At 70.0% G+C, this 20,886-nt stretch carries 16 protein-coding genes; 9 read left to right on the plus strand and 7 right to left on the minus strand.

The features are described 5' to 3' along the window. Window positions 1-86 precede the first annotated feature (86 nt). Window positions 87-662 (plus strand): hypothetical protein, encoded by a 576-nt coding sequence (locus tag ACWGI2_RS40130; protein ID WP_453700913.1) that lies wholly within the window; start codon window positions 87-89, stop codon window positions 660-662. A 382-nt stretch (window positions 663-1,044) separates the two neighbouring features. Here the strand turns inward: ACWGI2_RS40130 and ACWGI2_RS40135 are convergent, their stop codons facing one another. After that, window positions 1,045-2,169, minus strand: coding sequence for a hypothetical protein (locus tag ACWGI2_RS40135; protein WP_453700914.1), 1,125 nt, complete (start codon window positions 2,167-2,169; stop codon window positions 1,045-1,047). Window positions 2,170-2,952: 783 nt separating this feature from the next. Next, window positions 2,953-3,522: a TetR/AcrR family transcriptional regulator gene (locus ACWGI2_RS40140; RefSeq protein WP_453700915.1), complete on the minus strand. Its 570-nt coding sequence runs from the start codon at window positions 3,520-3,522 to the stop codon at window positions 2,953-2,955. Window positions 3,523-3,637: 115 nt separating this feature from the next. On the opposite strand from ACWGI2_RS40140, the gene ACWGI2_RS40145 reads away from it, so the two are divergent. The 4 genes from ACWGI2_RS40145 (at window position 3,638) to ACWGI2_RS40160 (ending at window position 14,990) form a co-directional block, all read left to right on the plus strand. Continuing rightward, window positions 3,638-3,880: a hypothetical protein gene (locus ACWGI2_RS40145; protein ID WP_453700916.1), complete on the plus strand. Its 243-nt coding sequence runs from the start codon at window positions 3,638-3,640 to the stop codon at window positions 3,878-3,880. A gap of 27 nt (window positions 3,881-3,907) precedes the next feature. Further along, a complete protein-coding gene (locus ACWGI2_RS40150) occupies window positions 3,908-4,615 on the plus strand; it encodes an NADPH-dependent F420 reductase (protein ID WP_453700918.1) in 708 nt (235 codons plus the stop codon). Window positions 4,616-4,794: 179 nt separating this feature from the next. Next, window positions 4,795-6,327 carry a winged helix DNA-binding domain-containing protein gene (locus ACWGI2_RS40155; protein ID WP_453700920.1) on the plus strand — a complete coding sequence of 511 codons (1,533 nt, stop codon included), beginning with the start codon at window positions 4,795-4,797 and terminating at the stop codon, window positions 6,325-6,327. 149 nt (window positions 6,328-6,476) lie between these two features. Further along, entirely contained in the window at window positions 6,477-14,990 is an 8,514-nt protein-coding gene (locus ACWGI2_RS40160; RefSeq protein WP_453700921.1) for a type I polyketide synthase, read from the plus strand. A gap of 555 nt (window positions 14,991-15,545) precedes the next feature. Here ACWGI2_RS40160 and ACWGI2_RS40165 read toward each other — a convergent pair. Next, window positions 15,546-15,968, minus strand: coding sequence for an RICIN domain-containing protein (locus ACWGI2_RS40165; RefSeq protein ID WP_453398244.1), 423 nt, complete (start codon window positions 15,966-15,968; stop codon window positions 15,546-15,548). 826 nt (window positions 15,969-16,794) lie between these two features. Here ACWGI2_RS40165 and ACWGI2_RS40170 point away from each other — a divergent pair. Beyond that, window positions 16,795-17,175: a hypothetical protein gene (locus ACWGI2_RS40170; RefSeq protein ID WP_453398245.1), complete on the plus strand. Its 381-nt coding sequence runs from the start codon at window positions 16,795-16,797 to the stop codon at window positions 17,173-17,175. Window positions 17,176-17,670: 495 nt separating this feature from the next. On the opposite strand, the gene ACWGI2_RS40175 is transcribed toward ACWGI2_RS40170, so the two are convergent. Further along, window positions 17,671-18,081, minus strand: coding sequence for a VOC family protein (locus tag ACWGI2_RS40175; RefSeq protein ID WP_453398246.1), 411 nt, complete (start codon window positions 18,079-18,081; stop codon window positions 17,671-17,673). Window positions 18,082-18,172: 91 nt separating this feature from the next. On the opposite strand from ACWGI2_RS40175, the gene ACWGI2_RS40180 reads away from it, so the two are divergent. The 3 genes from ACWGI2_RS40180 (at window position 18,173) to ACWGI2_RS40190 (ending at window position 19,897) form a co-directional block, all read left to right on the plus strand. Beyond that, complete coding sequence (locus tag ACWGI2_RS40180) at window positions 18,173-19,180, plus strand: helix-turn-helix transcriptional regulator (protein ID WP_453398247.1); 1,008 nt, start codon at window positions 18,173-18,175, stop codon at window positions 19,178-19,180. A 123-nt stretch (window positions 19,181-19,303) separates the two neighbouring features. Continuing rightward, window positions 19,304-19,465: a hypothetical protein gene (locus ACWGI2_RS40185; RefSeq protein ID WP_453398248.1), complete on the plus strand. Its 162-nt coding sequence runs from the start codon at window positions 19,304-19,306 to the stop codon at window positions 19,463-19,465. Window positions 19,466-19,705: 240 nt separating this feature from the next. After that, window positions 19,706-19,897 carry a DUF4236 domain-containing protein gene (locus ACWGI2_RS40190; RefSeq protein ID WP_160502320.1) on the plus strand — a complete coding sequence of 64 codons (192 nt, stop codon included), beginning with the start codon at window positions 19,706-19,708 and terminating at the stop codon, window positions 19,895-19,897. A 100-nt stretch (window positions 19,898-19,997) separates the two neighbouring features. On the opposite strand, the gene ACWGI2_RS40195 is transcribed toward ACWGI2_RS40190, so the two are convergent. The 3 genes from ACWGI2_RS40195 to ACWGI2_RS40205 are packed head-to-tail and all read right to left on the minus strand — an operon-like array spanning window position 19,998 to window position 20,755. After that, window positions 19,998-20,255 (minus strand): hypothetical protein, encoded by a 258-nt coding sequence (locus tag ACWGI2_RS40195; protein ID WP_453398249.1) that lies wholly within the window; start codon window positions 20,253-20,255, stop codon window positions 19,998-20,000. A gap of 20 nt (window positions 20,256-20,275) precedes the next feature. After that, entirely contained in the window at window positions 20,276-20,485 is a 210-nt protein-coding gene (locus tag ACWGI2_RS40200; protein WP_453700923.1) for a hypothetical protein, read from the minus strand. After that, window positions 20,486-20,755, minus strand: a complete 270-nt coding sequence (locus ACWGI2_RS40205) for a hypothetical protein (protein ID WP_453700925.1) — start codon at window positions 20,753-20,755, stop codon at window positions 20,486-20,488. Window positions 20,756-20,886 lie beyond the last annotated feature (131 nt).

Here is a 20,886-nt window from a genome sequence, read left to right on the forward strand (position 1 = left end):
CGCACATTGCACGTCCCGCAATCACATACATACGTCCTGCGACGGTGCGGCGCGTGGGCGCCGCACCTCCAAGGGTGGGGAGAAGCATGGCCAACGAACTGAAGTACGGCGACGTGATCGCACTGCACAACGAGTACACCTCGAAGGACGGCGGCTTCCTCGACATCTACGGCAACGCAACCGAGGCGGGCGCGAAGAAGGGCGTCAGCACCGCTGCCACCGCCAACCGCGACCGCCTGTCCGGGGCCTGGAAGATCACCTCGGCCTCCGGCAAGGCCGACGGCACCGAGGTCCTCAGCCTCGACATCGTGCACCTGGAGAACCAGTTCAACGGCGGCCAGGGCGGCTACCTCGACATCAACGGGCGCGCCCCGGCCACACTCGCCGGCGCGCTGCACAGCGTGAGCACCACCGACTCCAAGAATCGCGACCGGAGCAGCGGCAGCTGGCGCGTCCTCGCCGTGAAGTCCTCCGCCCAGGACGGCAAGGTGCGCGTGGGCGACATCGTCCACCTGCTCAACGACTTCAACGACGGCCAGGGCGGCTTCCTCGACATCAATGGCCGCGCCGCCCATGACGACAAGTGGCACGAGGTGAGCACCAGCCGCTACGTGAACCGCGCCGACGTGAGCACCGGCAGCTGGCGCATCACCAAGCCGTAACCGCCACTACGACGTTCTGCGCATCACGAGGCGGAACGGTTGAGGTCGGTGCGCGTTGGCAAGGACCTGGCCGGGGGTGGGATCGCATTGTCGCCAACGTCCGCCCGGCAGGTTGTGGTGAGTGTGCGCCCGCCCACCGTGTTCGCCAACGCCCCTTCGCCGAACTTGACTCGCGGCGTGGACAGTTGCGGAGTGAGTGGTGGAACAACTGCGGGGTTATCCGGCCTGGCCGACCGGCCCCGCAGCGGACGGCCCCGCCTGAGCGGCGGCCCAAGCCGACAGCCCTCGGTGATCCCATGCGACCCTCGGTGGTCGCTCCTGCGCGGGGAGAAGCGAAGAGAGGGGCCGCAGGGTGTGCCCGCGGCCCGCTCGCCTCGATGGGCTAGGGCAGGGACCACCAGTTGACCCACAACTCGGAGTCGTCGGTGATGAGGAACGCGTAGGGGCGCTCGGCGGCACTGGGGGTGTCCTGCACGGTGAGTACCTCGCCGGGGCGTTCGATGACGCGTCCGGTCGCGGTGCCGTGGTCCGCCCACTTCCACGCGCTGCCGTCCCACCAGTTCGCGTACAGCTCGGAGTCGTCGCCGATGACGAAGGCGTAGGGGCGCTGCGCGGCGGTGGGTGCGTCCTGGACGGTGATGGCGCCGACCGAGTCGAGGATGAGCCGCCCCCTCGGGGTGCCCTGGGCGGTCCAGTGCCAGGTGCTGCCGTCCCACCAGTTCAGGTACAGCTTGGAGTCGTAGCCCTGGACGAACACGTAGGGCCGCTCAGGCGCGGTGGGGCTGTCCTGGACGCTGATGACACCGGCGCCCTTCTTGACCGGCTGACCGGCCGGGCTGCCGTGATCGGCCCACGTCCAGGTGCTGCCGTCCCACCAACTGCACCAGACCGTGGAGTCGGAGGTGATGACGTAGGCATAGGGACGGGCGTAGGAGGTGGGCGTGTCGCGCACGGTGGTGACGCCGAGCGGGCGGGAGATGGTGTGGCCGGGCGGGGTGCCGTGGTCGGCCCAGTGCCACGCTGCGCCGTCCCACCAGTTGCACCACAGGTGGAAGTCGTCGGTGATGACGAACGCGTAGGGGCGCTCGGCCGCTGCCGGGCTGTCCTGGACCACGACGACTCCGACGCCCTCGCGGACCTTGCGCCCACTGGGCGTGCCGTGGTCGCTCCAGTGCCATGTGCTGCCGTCCCACCAGTTCGCGTACAGCCTGGAGTCGTCAGCGATGACGAACGTGTACGGGCGCTGTGCCGAGCTCGGTGTGTCGCGGACCGTGAGGGAGCCGACCTTTTCGAGGAGAGTACGTCCGGGCGGTGTGCCGTGATCCGCCCACGCCCACTTGCCGCCGTCCCACCAGTTCGCGTGCAGCTTCGAGTCGTAGCCGCGGACGAAGACGTAGGGCCGCTCGGCTGCTTGCGGGTCGTCCTGGACGGTGACCGCTCCGGCGGTGGCTCGGACGCCGATCGTCGCGGTGGGTTTCTGCTGGTCGTTCCAGTTCCATGAAGCCATCGTGTGCCCTCTCCAGCCCTGGGCCCGCGGCGTTGCGGACTGAGGGCGTACTGGTGAGATGTGCTGCGATGAACTGGCGTCTCAAGGACGGGCGCCAGGGCATCAGGACAGGGGCACGGGTCCGGCCGGAGGCCCGCTGGGTTCCGCGTGACGAAACTTTGACACCCCGCTCAGGGCCTGTCACCGGCGCATCGCACCGATCACCCCGCGCCCCCGAGCGTTTCGGACACGAGCGGTCGGACAATGCGTTCAAGTCATCCGGGTCGGCCCGCACGACGGCGTGCCCCCACCGCTCCATGGATCCGGCCGACACCGTTCCGGGAGATGTGACCGCCAGCTGACGGAACAAGCCGAAACCCGCGCGCTGACGCCCAACACCCGGCATACCAGCGGCACTTCCAGATGCTCTTCGACACCCCCGCCCCACCATCACCTCACCGACTCAAATCCGCACCCACCAGAGGGGGACCTACAGGGTGCTCACGGACTTCCGTACGCCGGCAGATGCTCGTCAGAAGCGCGTTCATGGTGGTTCGCGCCGTGCCGCCCGTGACCCCGTCCACCTGCCGCCAGGACTTTTCCCCGGCCCAGCCGGGCAACATCGCGAGTAGCTCGGCCGGACGCCGTTCCTCGGGCGCATCTTTGCGGTGCAGGGATTGCCTCCCCTTCTCCGGCCGCGCACGCCGCGTGGCCGTCGCCTGGCCGCCCGCGATCCGGGCGAACCGTCCGGCGGCGCGGGCGTTCCCTATCCCGAGTAGGTGCGACGTCACCCTGTCGCCGTGTTCAGCGGGGTGGGAGTAGGGCGTGGCGGAGGATGGTGAGGATTTCGTCGCGGGTGGGGGCTGTGGGTGCGGTCATCGCGTGCAGGCACAGTCCGGTCATGAGCGGGGGGATGGTCGCGGCGGCGAGAGGGCCGACCAGGGGGGTCATGACCTCGGTGCTGACGTGTGCGGACAGGCCGGCCGCCTCGCGCAGTTCCGGGCGGCGCAGGGCGGCGACGTGCAGTTCGTACTCGACGACCGCGTTGGTGCGGCCTTCGCCCAGGCAGGCCAGGACGCTGTCGGCCAGGGCCTCGGCGATCTGGTCGGGGCCGGCGGTGGCGTGCTCCTGGGCCCAGGAGCGTACGAAGCCGGCGAAGCGGTCGGCGGCGCGTTCCAGGGCGGCGCGGATCAAGGCCTCGCGGTCGGCGAAGTGATAGGTGGTGGAGGAGAGCGAGACGTCGGCTCGCTCGGCGATCGCCCGGTGGGTCAGCCCCTCCAAGCCGCGTTCGGCGATCAGCTCTTCGGCCACCTCAGCGATCCGTTCCCGGCGGTCGGGGTCGTGTCGGCGTGTGCGGCGGGTCTTCTCGGTCACGGTGGCCAGGCTCCTTGCGTGGGGGGTCACTCTCGCACCACTCTATTGGTACGGACGTCCGTACCAATGTTATGGTGGAGATGTAGTCAACGGGGGGCCGTGAAGGAGAAAGTCCATGGCAAGCAGCGCACACCCCGGCTACCCGATCATGGGGACCGGCCCGGGCGGCGCCCAGGTCGGGCTGATGTGGGAAGGCAACCCGCAGTCCGGTGACCTGTCGCAGTTCTGGCAGACCGGCAAGGCGGTGCCCTTCCTCGGGACCCAGGACATCGAAGCCACCCTCGCCGAGGCGCGGCACGGTCGCCGTCTTCCAGGATCCGTGGGCCAACCACTGGTTCCTGTGCGAAACCGGCAATGAGAACAGCCACGAGAACGGAGTGCCGGCATGAAGATCGCAGTCCTCGGTACCGGCGGCGGAGGCCGTGCGCACGCCGCCAAGCTCACCGAACTCGGCCACACCGTTGTCACAGGCACCCGCGACCCCAAGGCCACCCTCGCCCGCACCGAACCCGACTTCATGGGCACCGCGCCGTTCGGGCAGTGGCTCGCCGATCACCCCGGCATCGAACTCATGACCTTCGGGGAGGCGGCGGCGGAGGCCGACTTCGTCATCAACGGCATCGACGGCGCCAACGCGGTAGCGGCGCTCACCTCGATCAGTGACCAGTTGGCCGGCAAGACCCTGATGGACTACGCCGTGCCCTTCCTCTACAACCCGGAGCGGGAACACCCCTGGCCCACTCCCTGGGGTGTGATGCCCGCCCTGGATCCGGTGGACTCCGACAGCCTGGGCGAGCGCCTACAGCGCGCCCTGCCGGAAACGAAGGTGGTCAAGGCCTGTGTCACCCAGGAGCAGGAGACAGCCGTCAACCCGAAGGACATCGGCGGCGGCGAGCACACGATGTTCATCGCCGGCGAGGACGCGGATGCCAAGGCACAGGTCGCCGAGCTCCTGCGTGCCTACGGCTGGCAGGACGTCGTCGACCTCGGACCGATCGTCTCCAGCCGGGGTATGGAGATGTACGCCCACATGCACAGTGCCATCCAGTTCGCCCTCGGCGGCGCCCGCTTCGGCATCAAGCTCGTGCGCTGACACCACCGCCTATCACCGTCACCGGTACTTCCCGGACAACCGCCTCCCGGCCGGGCCGCTGCCCCCAGCGGCCCGGCCGGTGCTGCCCACCCAGCCCCTTCCGGCCCGCCCGCAAGCGAGCCCGCCGGTCGACCGGAGCAGCAGAACCCCATGACTCGGACCGACCACGTGAGCCAGCCATGACGAACGCCCTGCCCCGCATCACCGCCGACCAACGCCGCGCCCGTCTCGTCCGGCGGCAGCTGCTCGATGGCCCCACCCGCGTGGACACTGTGCACGAGGTGGCAAAGGCCCTCATCGGCCTGCACGCCACCGACCCGGCGACCGTCTTCCTCACCGCGGCCGCCCGCATCCACACCCCCACGGCCGACGCCATCGACCACGCTCTCTACCAGACGGCGGCCGACGGACCCGTCCTGGAACGCATACGGTGCATGCGCCGAACCATGTTCGTGGTGCCCGCCCACCTCGCGCTCGCCGTACGCTCCGCGACCGCGCAGGACCCCGTCCGCCTGCGCGCCGATGCGATGGACAAGCTGTCTCGGTCCCTCGGCTGGGACGAGCGGCGCTACATCGCCGTGGAACAGGACACGCTCACCGCGATGGCGGCACGTGGAGAGGCGAGCGCCGCCCAACTGGCCGCGGACGTGCCCGCCCTGCGCGAGCAACTGATCACCTTCCCCGGCAAGTCCTATGAGTCCCGACAGCGCGCCAGCTCGACCGTCCTGGGTGTCCTCGCGGCCGAAGGCCGCATCCGCCGCTCCCGACCGGCCGGATCATGGACCTCGGCACAGTTTCGTTGGACGCCCGCTCAGCCGCTGCCCGCCGTGCCCGCCGTCGAGGCGAGATCCACACTGGCCCGCCACTACCTGGCCGCCTTCCGGCCGGCCACGGCCGATGACGTGAAGTGGTGGACCGGCTGGAGCCTGCGCGACACCCGCGCAGCCATCGCCGCCACCGGCGCCCAGGCCGTCGAACTCGACGAAGGCACCGGCTACCTCCTGCCCGAAGACCTCGAAGACCTCGAAGACCTCGAAGAGGTCACACCCCGCGAACCGGGCGCGGCGCTGCTGCCCAGCCTGGACCCCACCCCGATGGGCTGGCGCCACCGCCACTGGTACCTCGACCCCGCCCACACCGCGGCGCTGTTCGACCGCAACGGCAACATCGGCCCCACCATCTGGTGGGACGGCCACATCATCGGAGCCTGGGCGCAGCACCCGGATGGACACATCAACCACCGCCTCCTCGCCGACCCGGGCGCAGTGGCACGCACCGCCATCAACGACGAGATCAGCCGCCTGACCACCTTCCTGGCGACCACCCGCATCACCCCCTGCTACCGCACCCCCCCTCGAACGCCAACTCGCCCAGGAAAAGCCGTACTGAAGCACAGGTCCGGAATATCACCCATGAGGAATGACGCCTCCAGCCACTCGGCGCCAGCAACTGGACGGCCGCCGAGCGCCAGGGCGCCCGTCGCATGGGTACCCGCCGGTGAAGTCGTGGTCGCGCCACAGTCCGTCAAAGCGTTTACCTACCCATATCGCCGTCGTATCGCCCGGGTTGCTCGCCCGCGCGATCTGCGCGGTCAGAGACGGAACTTGATCGGCCTTCGAAACAGGCCGAGCATGCCAGCTGGTCATGCTGGCGTACCGGAAAACCCCAAGATCCCCGACAGAGTCAAGGTAGCCAACTCACCGCTCCCGTAGCGGACTTCAATCCATGACCACGCAGTACAGCAGCTCCGCTCCGTCGCGGCTCGCGTCGGGCGCCGCTCCCCCTGCTCGGCGCGGGTCGTCTATCGTGATCACGGCAACTCCCGTATCCAGAGGAAGCGTTCATCCTGGTGACAGCGCACATGACCGCCCTCCGCCCCTTGCCTGATCTACTGCGGGAGCATGCCCGGCGTTTCGGTACCAAGACTGCCTTCCAGGACGACCGTTCCCAGGTGACCTACGGAGAGCTGGAACTGCGAACCGGCCGGCTGGCGGGACACCTCGTCGGCCTCGGTCTGCGGCACGGGGAACGAGTGGCGATCCTCCTGGGCAGCCGGGTGGAGGCCGTCGAGAGCGTCCTCGCCGTCACCAGGGCGGGCGCGGTCGGGGTGCCGATGGACCCGCGAAGCACCACCGCCGAGTTGGCACACCTGCTGGACGACAGCGACGCCCGGGTCCTCTTCACCGACCGGCCCTCCCTGGACCAGTTGCGGCCTCTGCTGCGGGAGCGCCCCCACCTTGGCGTGGTGCTCCTCGAAGATGCCGGGGCGCGAGACGAATCCCCGGCAGCGGCAGCGGCGGCGGAGACGAGTGGTGGTTCGGTCGGCGAAGCGGGCATCTTCCGGTACGCGACCCTGGCCGTCACCGAGCCGCCTGTGTCGGCTCCGGATGATCTCGGGCTCGACGAGGTGGCCTGGCTCCTCTACACCTCCGGGTCGACCGGCCTGCCCAAGGGGGTGCTGTCCACCCAGCGCCACCGGCTGTCATCGGTGGCGTCCGGTTTCGTCGACGTCCTCGGCCTGTCGGCGGACGACCGCCTGCTCTGGCCCCTCCCCCTCCATCACGCCATGGGCCAGCTCCTGTGCGTCCTCGGGGTGACCGCGACGGGAGCGTCCGCCAAGCTCCTTCCACGGTTCTCCGTGACGGACGTGCTGAGTGAACTCCGCCGGACCGAAGACCCTTTCACGCTGCTGGCCGGTGTACCGGCGACGTACCGCAAGCTCGTTGACGCAGTAGCTGACGAAGTAGGGGACGGCGGCCTCGGGGCGCCCGCCCTGCGTGGCTGCGTCAGCGGAGGTGCGACCGCTCCTCCCGCTTTCCAGCGGGCTTTCGAGGAAGTCTGCCGGGTTCCGTTCCTCGATCATTACGGAAGCACTGAGGCGGGGCCCGTCACCATGTCGGCGCCGGGGGCCGCCAGGGCGGCCGGCTCCTGCGGCCGTGTGCTGCCAGGTATGCGGGCGCGCATCGGCGACGGCCGCGACTCCGAAGCCCCGGCAGAGGGCGAGCAAGAGGGCGAGTTGTGGGTCTCCGGGCCCGGTGTCATGGCCGGGTACCACCAGCGGCCCGACGACACGGCCGAGGTCCTGCGCGACGGTTGGTACCGCACCGGCGACCTGGCCCGGATCAGCACCGACGGGGAAATCACCCTCACGGGCCGGGTCAGCGAGCTGATCATCAAGGCCGGGGAGAACATCCATCCCTCCGAAGTGGAGGCGGTGCTGCTGGCGCTGCCGGGAATCCAGGACGCCGCCGTGGCCGGCCTCTCGGACGACATCCACGGTGAGGTCCCGGCCGCTTACCTGGTCCCGGCACACGCCGGTGTCCTCGACAGGAGAGAGATTCTCGCCGCCTGCCGGGAACAGCTCTCACCGTTCAAGGTGCCCGCCGCCTTCTACGAGGTGGCAGCGATCCCTCGTACCGCCTCGGGAAAGGTGAAGCGGTACGCCCTCGCAGACGTGTCCGCGCACCCTCTGCCGGCTCAAGCCCTCACGCCGCAAGAGGTGGAGACGGTGGACCTGACGGCTCTGGTACGGGCCGAGGTCTCCGCCGTGCTCGGCTGCGCCGTGGACGAGGTGGAGCAGGGCACCGCGTTCCGTGACCTGGGTCTTGACTCGTTGACCTCGACGATGCTGTGCGACCGCTTATCGGCGGCGACCGGCGTTCCCCTGTCCGAGGCCGCGCCCTTCGACTTCCCCACCGCGGCCGAGCTCGCCGCACATCTGCGGGCGCGGCTCACCGGTGGGACGGCGACTGCCGCTCCCAGCCGTCCGGCGGGGACCGGCAGGGACGAAGACCCCGTGGTCATCGTCGGCATGGCGTGCCGCTTCCCCGGCGGCGTACAGAATCCCGAGGACCTGTGGCGGCTGGTCGATGACGGGATCGACGCCATCACCCCCTTCCCCACCGACCGGGGGTGGGACGTGGACGGGCTGTACGACCCGGATCCCGGGCAGCCCGGCCGTACGTACGTACGCGAGGGAGGCTTCCTGTCCGGCGTCGACCGCTTCGACCCGGCCTTCTTCGGGATCTCGCCCCGCGAGGCCCTGGCCATGGATCCGCAGCACCGATTGCTGCTCGAAGTCGCCTGGGAAGCCTTCGAACACGCGGGGATCGATCCCGGCACAGTGCGCGCCACCCCCACTGGTGTGTACGCCGGACTCATGTACAGCGACTACGCCAGTCGTCTCGCCCGCACGCCGGAACGGGTGGAGGGCTACCTCGGTATCGGCAACGCGGGCAGCGTCGCCTCCGGCCGTATCGCCTACACCCTGGGCCTGGAGGGGCCAGCGGTCACCGTGGACACGGCGTGCTCGTCGTCACTGGTGGCCCTGCACCTGGCAGCCCAGGCCCTGCGCAGGGGCGAGTGCTCGATGGCGCTCGCCGGAGGCGCCACCGTGATGTCGGCGCCCCACTCCTTCGTCGAGTTCAGCAGGCAGCGCGCACTCGCCCCCGACGGCCGCTGCAAGGCGTTCGGGGCGGCGGCGGACGGCACCGGATGGGCCGAAGGCGCTGGAATGCTGCTCATGACCCGGCTCTCGGAGGCCCGGCGCGCCGGCCATCGGGTCCTGGCCGTGGTGCGCGGTTCCGCGGTGAACCAGGACGGCGCGAGCAACGGCCTGACCGCGCCGCACGGACCGGCACAGCAACGGGTGATCCGCCAGGCTCTGGCGGACGCCCGCCTTGCGCCCGCGGACATCGACGCGGTGGAGGCGCACGGCACAGGCACCCGGCTCGGCGACGTGATCGAGGCGCAGGCCTTCCTGGAGGCGTACGGACCGGAGGCGGGCGGACCGGAGGCGTGCGGGCAGGCCGGAACACGCGAACATCCGCTGTGGCTGGGCTCGGTGAAGTCCAACATCGGGCATACGCAGGCGGCGGCGGGCATGGCCGCCGTGATGAAGATGGTCCAGGCGATGGAGCACGGCGTACTGCCGCGTACGCTCCACGCCGAGCAGCCCAATCCCGGCGTGGACTGGTCCACGGGCGCGGTGTCGCTGCTCACCCGTTCGAGGCCCTGGCCCCGGACCGGGCGGCCCCGGCGGGCGGGTGTGTCGTCCTTCGGGATCAGCGGGACCAACGCGCATGTGGTGATCGAGCAGCCGCCCGTGGAGAGGTCGGGTGCCGGCGCCCCGGGCCGGCCGGACAGCGGTACTACGGCCACGCAGGGGCCCACTCGGCTGGCCCCGGGGGCGGCCGTGTCGTTTCCGGTGTCGGCAAGGAGCGCCCCGGCGCTGCGGGCGCAGGCTCAGCGACTGCACGCCTACGTGGCCGAACGTCCCGGAACAGACCTGCTGGACCTCGGTTTCTCCCTGGCCACGACACGCGCCCACTTCGAGCATCGCGCGGTGCCGGTCGCCCGTGACCGCGCAGAACTGCTCGCCTCGCTCGAAGCGTTGGCGGACGGCCGCTACCGGCCGGGCCTGGCCACGAGCGGCCCCCGCCCGGCGGGCCCTGTCGTCTTCATGTTCACCGGGCAGGGCAGCCAGCGGACCGGCATGGGCCGGGAACTGTACGAGGCGCACCCCGTCTACGCCCGTTCCTTCGACGAGATATGCGCCCTGCTGGACCCGCTTCTGCCGAAGCCGCTGCGGGACGTGGTGTTCGCCGCCGAAACCACCGAGACCGCCGAGAACGTCGAAGGTGACGGCACGGGAAGTGCCGAGTGTGTCGGCGGCCCGCGAGCGGGCGGGCTCGGCGGCCTCCTGCACACAACGCGCTTCGCGCAGCCCGCACTCTTCGCTCTGGAGGTCTCCCTGTTCCGGCTGCTGGAGTCCTGGGGCGTATGCCCCGACATGGTGGCAGGGCACTCGGTCGGCGAACTGGCGGCGGCTCATGTCGCCGGGGTGCTGTCCCTCGCGGACGCCTGCACCTTGATCGCGGCACGGGGTCGGCTGATGGACGCCCTGCCCACCGAAGGGGCGATGGCCTCGGTACAGGCCGACGAGAGCGAGGTCACCGCGTACCTGGCAGGTGGAGCGGACCGCGCCCGGGGCGCGGACGGTGCCCGAAGGGTGGACATCGCAGCCGTGAACGGCCGCTCCGTGGTCGTATCCGGGGACGAATCCGCAGTGCTGGAGGCCATCGCGTACTGGCGCGAACAAGGCCGCGAGACCACTCGGCTGCGGGTGAGCCACGCCTTCCACTCGGCGCACATGGAACCCATGCTCGATGCCTTCGGCCTGGTCGCGCAGGGGCTCACCTACTCCCCTCCGCAACTGCCCCTCGTCACCGCGGTGGTGGGCCGGCCCGCGACCACCGAGGAGATCTGCTCGCCGCAGTACTGGGTGGACCACGTACGCCGACCGGTCCGATTCGCCGACTCGGTGCGGTACCTGCGGGAGCAGGGGGCCACGCACTTCGTGGAGCTCGGCCCGGACAGTGCCCTCGCGGGCCTGGCGCGGGACTGCCTCTCCAGCCGCCGCCCGACAGCCACGGCCACGGCCACGGCGGACGCGACCACCACCGACCCGGCGACGGCGACGTCCGGCGGCGGTACGGACGGCCCCGAACCGCTGGTCGTCCCGACGCTGCGCGGCCCGCGGCCTGAGGCAGCGGCACTGCTCGCCGCCGTGGCCGCACTCCACGCCCACGGTGTGGACGTGGACTGGCGCGCGGTCTTCGCCGGACGCGGCGCACGGCGCACGGCGCTGCCCACCTACGCGTTCCAGCGCGAACGGTACTGGCTCGAGGCCGACTCGGCCGGATCCGCGACGGCGGCCAACTCGTCGGCATCCGCGGCGGAGCCCGGTCCCGAGCCCCACCCCTTCCTGCGGGCGGTGACGTCGACGGCGGACGATGACGGCCTGCTGCTGAGCGGCCGGCTGTCCCTGCGTGATCAGCCATGGCTCGCTGACCACGCGGTGCTGGACACGGTGCTCCTGCCTGCGACGGCCTTCGTCGACATGGCGATCCACGCCGGGGACCGGACGGGCGCCTCCACGCTGGAGGAGCTGACGCTGACGGCACCCCTCGTGCTCTCCCCCGACGAGCCGGTCGAGCTTCAGGTGAAGGTGGCGCGAGCGGACGCGGAGGGGCGCCGGGCGGTGGTCTTCCACGCACGGACGCACGCTCCCGGTCACGACGACCGTCCCTGGACCCGCCATGCCTCCGGAGTCCTGGCCTCTGCGGACTTCAGCCTTCCGAAACAGCGGGCTTCCACGGACTCAGCCTCTCCATGGCCTCCGGCGGGCGCCGTACCACTGGCGCTCGGCACCGAGGCGGGTACCGGCCTCTACGAGGGACTTGCGCACGGCGGGCTCCGCTACGGGCCGGCCTTCCAGGGCCTGCGGGCCGCTTGGCGCCTGGGGGACGACCTTCTCGCCGAGGTCGAGCTCCCGGAGGGTGAACACGCCAACGCCGCCCTGTTCACTCTGCATCCGGCGCTGCTGGACTCGGCACTGCACACCCTGACGCTGGATCAGACCACCGCGGACGGCGACCGCGGCAGCGGAACCGGGGCGGCGTTGTCGCTCCCGTTCGCCTGGAGCGGTGTGCGGCTGCACGCGTCCGGCGCCCGCACACTGCGGGTGCGGGTGTCCCGGGCGGAGAGGGAAGCGGAGGGGAAGGCCAAGGGAAAGAGTGTCCGGCTGGAGCTGACCGACGAGGCCGGAGCCCCCGTGGCCACGGTGCACTCGCTCACCCTGCGGCCGCTCGCCCCCGAGCAGTTGAGCGGCGTACACGCGCACAGCGACGGTCTGTTCCGCGTCGAGTGGATACCTCTGCAGGATTCTGCCGCCCCGAAGCCGGCCGGGCTGCCTCTGTACGGACTCCTCGGCGAGCCGGCCCCAGAACTGAGCGGCGCACTCAGGCGGTTGGGCATCCGGCCAACGGTCTACACGAACCCTGCTTCGGCGGCCCCCGACGCACCGGCCGCCGTGATCGCCTGCCCTCCGCTCACGCGGGTGGACGACCCGGACCGTGCGTCGGCCGCACACCGCGCCACCGGCTGGGCGCTGCGGCTCGTACAGGACTGGCTCGCCGAAGATCGGCTCGCCAACTCACGTCTCGCCGTCCTCACTTCGGGCGTCATCACCCCAGGAGCCGATCCGGACGCGAGCATCACCAACGACGATGCCGCACTCGTGCACGCACCTGTGTGGGGACTGCTCCGCTCGGCGCAGACCGAGAACCCGGGCCGCTTCTCGCTGATCGACATCGACGACCACCCCGAGTCCGCGGGCGCCTTGGCCCGAGCCCTGATGAGTACCGAGCCGCAGATGGCCGTACGCCGCGGTGTCGTGTACGTACCGAGACTGGTCCGCGCAACCCCAGCGGCAACGGCGACTACGGCGACTACGGCGACTACGGCGAAGGCGACCACTGCGGCGGCTGCTGGCACACCGCGGCGGCTGCACCCGGACGGCACCGTCCTGCTCACCGGGGGCACCGGCTCCCTGGGCATGCTGTTCGCACGTCACCTCGTGGTCGCCCACGGCGTACGTCACCTGTTGCTCGTGGGACGGCGCGGAGCGGACGCGCCCGGTGCCGCCGAACTCGGCGCGGACCTCACCGGACTGGGCGCGGAGGTCACCTTCGCGGCCTGCGACGTCGCCGACCGCACGGCGCTCGCCACCCTGCTCGCGAGCGTGCCGGAGGCACACCCACTGACCGGAGTGGTGCACACCGCGGGGGTCCTGGACGACGGAGTGGTGCCCGCACTCACCCAGGAGCGGCTGGAGCGCGTACTGCGACCGAAGGTGGACGCGGGCCTGGCCCTGCACGAGTTGACCCGGAGCAGCGACCTGGCGGTGTTCGCCCTGTTCTCGTCGGTGGCCGGGGTGTTCGGTTCCGGTGGCCAGGGCAACTACGCGGCGGCGAACTCGTTCCTGGACGCGCTGGCACAGCACCGCAGGGCGCTCGGGCTGCCCGGCACTTCTCTCGCCTGGGGGCCGTGGCAGCAGAGCGGCGGGATGACGGCCGGGCTCCGGGGCGCGGACCTGCGCAGGATCGCCCGTTCCGGTTTCCTCCCGCTGCGGACCGAGGAGGGCCTTTCGCTCTTCGACGCCGCGCTCGAAGGACAGGAGGCGGCACTGGTGGCCACGCGTCTCGACCCGGCGGCGGCGGCATCCGGGGCGCCCGCGGCACCGCTCTCACGTGTACCGGGCGGAGGCCCCGTACGGAGGGCCTCCGCATCGCTGACAGGGCCCGGCACCGGAGGTGAGGACTCCCTGCGCCGACGGCTGGCCGCCATGCCCGCGGTCGAACGCGGTGCGCTGCTTCTCGCGCAGGTCCGAGCGGAGGCCGCCCTGGCGCTCGGCCATGGCACGGGGGATTCCGCGGTCGAGGCGGACCGCGCGCTGGCTGAGCTGGGCCTCGACTCACTGGCCGCGGTCGAGCTGCGCAACCGGCTCGCCGCGCTGACGGGACTCGCCTTGCCCGCCACGCTCCTGTTCGACTACCCGACGCCGCGCGTGGTCGCCGCCCACTTGGATGAGCTCTGGTCCCTGAACACCCCTGAATCATCGGGCGCGTTGGCCGCACCACAGCGGCAGGATGGTGCGTCGCCGAGCACTTCGGCTCCGAAGGGCACGGACGCCGACTCCTTGTCCGCGCTCTTCCGTACGGCGTGCGCCCGTGGCAAGGCGTGGGACGGGATGGCCCTCCTGACGATAGCGGCACGTCTCCGTGAGGTGTTCGAGGACGCCGCGGCCCTTGGCTCGCCGCCCGCGGCACTCACCCTTGCGACGGGGGGCTCCGCTACCCGCCTGATCTGTTTCCCCGCCCTCAGCGCGCTGTCCGGGCCGCACGAGTACACGCGATTGGGGTCGGCCCTCCAGAGCCGGCGTCCGGTTTCGGTACTGCCGAACCCGGGCTTCCTGCCGGAGGAACTGTTGCCCGCCACACTCGATGCCTTCGTAGCGGCACAAGCCTCCGCCGTGCACGCGTGTGCCGGAGACGAGCCGTTCGTCCTGTTGGGGCGGTCGGCCGGTGGATGGGTGGCACACTCGGTCGCCGAGAAGCTGGAGAGCATGGGCCTGATTCCGTCCGCTCTCGTCCTGATCGACACCTATCCGGGCGCGGAAGGCGGCTCAGGTGGTGGCCTCGGTGGGGACGGACCCGCGCTCTCGGCGATGACCGCGGGCATGCTGGAGAACGCCGCGCAGTTCGCCTCGGTCGAGACCGACCGGCTCACTGCGATGGCCGGCTATCTGGAGCTCTACGCCGGCTGGAAGCCGGCCTCCCTGTCGGCCCCCACCCTCTTCGTCCGGGCCGGAGACCGCCTGCCCGGCATCGAAGCAGCCGAACCATGGAGCCTGCCGCACTTCGAGATCACCGTGCCCGGCGACCACTTCACCGTTCTTGAGGATCATTCCCGCACGACCGCCCTGGGCATCCACACCTGGCTCTCGGAGCACCTCCGAGTGGACGCCTCCTGAGACGCGCGCCTCGGGGCCACGACGGGGAAGCCAGCTCGCCGCCGCCTGGCCCGGGACTACGAAACCTCCCGGCCCGCTCCGAAACCATGGTCCACCTGGCCATGACCGACCTGATGGCCCGCGGCCTCACCGGCAAGAGCACCATCTGCTGGCGTGGCCCGACATCATCGGACCAAGTCCGCATCAGCAGATCGGCAGACTGAAGGAACTCCGCGCCCAGGACGTCACCGAGCTCGCCCAACTGCGGCCCGGCGTCGAGCACCTCGTCCGCCCGCCTGCACGCCTACCAGCCCACCCCCACGGGCCGCTTGCCAACCGGACGGCCGACCTACGCTTCATGGCTGAGGCCAACCCGCCTCGCCCACCACGTGCCCCTCGGCGAGCGCGCCCGTCCGAAGCGAAAACGCCGCCTCGCCGACGACTCAATTGTGCTGAGTGTCGCGGCGCGTGGCGGCAGGATCGGCCCGCATGCGGACAGCGCATGCCTGAACGGCGCGGCCACGCCGCCCGGTTGGGGGCGTGGCCGCGCCATACCTCAAGGGTCGGTCAAGCCGGTCAGGCCTGGACGAACTGCCAGAACTGCATCGGGCTGCCGTGGAACGGCTCGTTGAACAGCTGGGTGCCCGGACGAGCCTCGGGCAGGGAGACCACACCGTCCGCGAACGGGAACGCGATTCGGTAGTGGCCATCGCCCACCGGCTCGATCGACCAGCGGACCGGGATCGGCTCGGCCGCGATCCTCGGCGGGAAGATCCTGATGACGCTCAGCCCCAGGAAGGCCTCGCCGCTCACCGAGCTCTTGATGATGAACTCGTTGATGCCGTTGGTCGTGGTGACCTTCCACTTCTGGTTGGGCTCCTTGGTCAGCGGGAGACCCACGATCGGGGTGTTGTGCTCAGGGCTGCCGTTGAACAGGTCGATGTAGAGGTCCGTCTCGGGGTTCTTGATCAGGTACTCGCCGTCGGGCAGAACTGCCATGGAATTCTCCAGGTGAGGGCGGGTATGCGGATGTCTGTTCCGATCGAGCACCTTCACCCTAAATGCCTCTCACCTAACCCGTAACAGGTGCTTACGGTCATCCATTCCTTATGCAACGTGGCCGGTAAACAAGGGAAATAGCCCTTCAATCACGCCAACATCACGGTAAAGGCGACCGAATCGCCGATCCTTGCTCGCCTGCACGGCAGGCCAGCCGTCAAGCGGCACCCGCCCCTGCGACCCAGCCGTCGGCCACCGAGCCCGGTCACCTGCTGGCCGGAACGCGGCCAGCAGGTGACCGGTTGCCGGTGAGAGGCAGCGAAGGCGGGTTCTGTAGCGCAGGGCGGTGGTTTGTTCACGACGGGCAGGTGGAGAAGCAGCCCGAGGAAGAGGGCTCAACTGGCGTATCCGGGCGGCCCCGCGCCGGAGAACCTGCGGCTGGGTGAGGCCGTGGTCAGAGCGGCCGCGACTGTCTGAGCTCGGCCGTGTGAAATCCCCTGGGGCGGAGAGCGCCCGGGCCGACGCGATGTTCGCCGCCGCCGTCCAGCCGCTCGCTCGTCTCCTCATCGCCCCGGGCCGGCCGGAGATGACTTCACTGCTCGACCAACCGCATCACAGGCCTTCTCCAAGCCGTGTGCACCCTGCACCGCGCCACCTCAACCGCAGGTCGAAAGCGGCTCACTGGCGGGTACGGATGACGCCAAGTCGCCTTGGACCGCAAGAGTTTGACGGTGTGCAGGCGCTGGCTTGATCTTGTCTCGGCCCCGGTGAAAGAGTGTTCTTGTAGGTTGCATCCCGCATGTTTTCGCAGACAGGAACGTTTGTCATGAGCACTCTCGGGTTCGCCGGAAAGTCGTCCGTCGCCCTCGCACTGGCCTGCGCGGCCACGCTGTTGATGCCGGCCACTCCGGCCAGCGCCTCGGACTGGGACCGGAACTGTTACAGCATCTCGGCCCCCTACAAGGGCATCAGCGAGATCATCGGCAGGGCCGGCAAGACCCGCAGCGGCTGCACGGACGCCACGATATCCCTGCAGCGTCACCGCTGGTACGGCTGGGAGGAGATGGACTGGACCCCGCTGGAAAGCGGCACCAAGATGGCGTATTGGAACTGCACGGGTTCTGGCACCTACACCTACAAGACGGTCGTGGGTGTCGACTCCAACCTCGCCTCCTACGAGAGCGCCGAACGTCGCTTGACCTGCTGAGGGGGCGCGGCGGATTCCGCGAGATGGCCGGTGGCGGTGCGAGGTGACGGCGGATGCGGTGAGCCGCAGACCTTGAGATCCCAACACTCCTCGTGTAGGTCATCGGCGGGCACCCGCTGCCCCAGCCGGATCCCGGTGCAGGGGCGGCAAGGACATTGCCCTCCACCTCTACACCGCCGCCCGGGGCCACGTACGACGAAGGCAGAACGCGTCGCCGCCGGGACAGAGGAAGGCCATCTGCCCGGTCCCAGCCAGCACTGCGGCGGTCGGCACAGCGGTCCTACGGACCCTCCTACGGACCCCATGACCCCGCATCCAGATCTGAGTTCAACAGCCTCGGCTTGCTCAAGGGTTGGCTCGGAGCCGCCGACCGCGGCCATGGCACAGAATCTGGATCGGGCCATGTGATCAGGAGGCCGCAAGAGCCGACTCACCCCTCACGTTCTGGACCACATCTTTCTGCGCCTCCGCCTCTGGGTGGGGCGCAGAAAGACGTCATGAGTGAAGAGGCGTGCCGAACTTCTCGACGGCCGCCGGTGTGACGGGGGTGAAGAAGTTGACCAGGTTGCCGTCGGGATCGCGGAACAGGAGCGAGCGGTTGCCCCAGGGCAGCGTGGTGGGCTCGTTCACGAAGTCCTGCACGAAGCCGGTCAGGTTCTTGTGCACACCGTCCACGTCGTCGACGAGAAATTCGAGGATGACGCTGTGGTTGTCGGCCGGGCGGGCCGAGCCGGGCGCGAACAGCGGGACCGTACGGGTGCTGCCAATGGCGAGGGTGGCCGAGGCGACCCTGAGTTCGGCGAAATCCTCGTTGGCCCAGTCGGCGGCCACGCCGGTGGCGCGCTCGTAGAAGTCGACGAGGCGGGCGACGTCGCTCGTGATGATGCGGACAGAGACGAAGTTCATCGGTTTTCTCCTGGTCGATCCATGCTTCTGACCTGAGACTATGACCAATACCGGGCGAAACCCGCCCGGTATTCACGGGAGACTTCCGCACATGCCTCGTCCCATCACCCGCGTACTCACCCTCCTTGAGCTCCTGCAGTCGGGCGGCATCAGGACCGCGTCCGAACTCGCCGACCGGCTCGACGTCGACGAACGCACGGTGCGGCACTACGTCAGCCACCTCGTCGACCTCGATGTGCCCGTCGAAGCGGTCCGTGGCCGTTACGGCGGCTACCGGCTCTCCCCTGGCCACCGCATGCCCCCGCTGATGCTCGGCGACGACGAGGCGCTGGCCGTGCTGCTCGGCCTGGTCGCGGGCCGGCGCACCGGCCTGACGGCCGCCACCGGTACGGCAGGTGAGACGGCAACGGCCAAGATCCGCCGAGTACTGCCCGAGCGGCTGCGGCTCGGACTCGACGCCGTGCTCGCCTCCCTTGCCTTTACCGCTCAGCCCGGCGAAACAGTCGCCCCGGACTCGGAGGTCCTACTGCCGGTCGCCGACGCGGTGCACCACCACCGGCCGGTCTCGATCAGGTACACCGACACGAACGGCCGACCCAGCGAACGCACACTGCACCCTTATGGGCTCGTCGCCCACTCCGGCAAGTGGTACGTGACGGGGGCGGACCTTTCGACCGGCGGCCAGGACCGCACGTTTCGCCTGGACCGCGTCACCGGCGTACGGACCCTGCCGGGCTCGTTCGAGCCGCCCGCTGGACTCGACTCCGCCGAGCGCGTCCTGACAGGGCTCGCCACGGCTCCGTACCGGCATGCCGTGACCCTGCGCGTCCAAGGCACGACCGAGCACATTCACACCCGGCTTCCGCCGAGCGTCGCGCTCGTGGAGGAAGCGCCGGCCCGGGAGACCCCGGACAGCACGGACCCACCGGATGAGACATGGTCCCGCGTAGAGATGCGCGTGGACCGGCTCGACTGGCTGCCTGCCGTACTGGCCTCGCTGGACCGGCCCTTCGTCATCGAGCGCCCGGACGAGCTCCGCGACCTCGTCGAAGCCTTCGCCGAACGGCTCGTGCACTCCGCCCGGGCCGAGCGCTCCTAGCGACCCAAGTCATCGAGGTGTCTCAGCGGAAAGCAGCGGCGTTCCGGGCGCCCCAAGCGTCGAAGGGACGCGGGGCGCGGCCACGCATGCGTTCCGCGTCCGGGTTGAGCGCAGTTCGGCCGGATGCGGGACGGAGATGATGTCCCGGGTGTCGTCGGCGAGTTCGGCGAGCACGAACAGGCAAGCACGAACCAGCAAGCAAGCCTGCACCGCTTCCGTGCCCGCGGCATCCACTCCGCCGTCGAACTCGACGAACGCGCCACTTCGTTCCTGGCTGACGGCTAACGTTCCGCCCGCTCCGACCGGCCGCAGAGGACGGCGGCGGCCGCGAGCAGGGGGCGGTGTGCTGGGGTTTCGTCATGCGGGTGAGCGTCGCCGGTCTCCCCGCAGCCACATCCTCCCAACTGGCCCCCGGGAGTGGGGGCTTATCCTGAGCGATCACCTGGGGGCATGGACACAGGGGCCGCCGCGTACGTGAGGGGCGGCCCTGGCCGGGTACCCGGAGACAGACATTAGGAGGACTCCATGCCGCTCACGTTCCGCAAGAGCTTCCGGATACTTCCCGGCGTACGGCTGAACATCAACAAGCGCTCGTGGTCCCTCACCACAGGCGGCCGCCACGGCCCCCGCCGCACCCACAGCAGCACCGGTCGGCGCACCACGTCGATGGACCTGCCGGGCCCGTTCGGCTGGCGCCGCACAACGAAGCGACGGTAAGAGGACAACAGGAGAGCAGCCTTGAGTCGGCTCCGGGCCCGCAGTAGCCCTGGTCGATCCCTTTCAGGTTGTGCGGCAAGGGGCGTTGCCGTGCTGCCCCTCACTGGGCGAGGGTGCGCTCGGTCACGGTGACGTGGGCGAGTCGTAGCCAGGCAAGGTCCTGCTCGTCCCGGGCCGGATAGCGCAGGCGGATGGCCAGACTTTGTGGATGAGTGATCGATGGCAGGCCGCCATTGACTGCCCGCTCGTCGAGCTGACGCGCAAGCGCGCTCCCGCCGGGCATGCCGGCGGCGCCGTAGCGCCCGAACCCCACAGCGCCTCGAAGTTGCGCACCAGGCAACGCGAGCGCATCAGCCACCGCAGACTGCGCTCCACCACTCACCGTCTCGGCAGCATCACGAACCCGGTCATGTCCTCACTGCGCCTGACGATCTGCAGGGTGAGCTGCAGTTCTTCCTTCGCCCAGATCACGAGACTGCCGGTGTAGTCGCCGTCGGCCCACGCCAGAGTGATCTTCCTGAACCGCGTCCGTAGCACGGGCAGCATGGCGTGGGCGGCCTGGCGGTCGGTGACATTCGCGGCGGTCACTCAGACCATCAGCAGCAGGCCGAGGCTGTCCGTGATGACGTGTCGGCGCCTTCCGTTGCTCTTCTTCCCGCCGTCAAAGACCCGTGACACGGCGGGCGCCGAGGCCGCTGCCTTCACCGACTGCGAGTCGATGATTCCCGCACTCGGCTCATGGTCGCTGCCCTGCGCGGTGCGAACTCTCCCGCGAAGCCAGCCGTGCAGTTCCCCGGCCAGGCCCTGCTTCCGCCACCTGCGGAAGAAGCCGACAGGGCGTCCCGCACCACCGCCCACTGCGCGTCGGTCATGTTGGCTTTGTTCACGAGAACCGGTTCTGGCTCAGCTTCTGTGATCCGTGCACTGTGAGTGACGACTGAACTCCCTGGAGCGTCTCGGAAAGTTGCCTCAAAACAAGCAGTGGCACG

It is taken from the genome of Streptomyces sp. NPDC054866, from assembly GCF_053610745.1.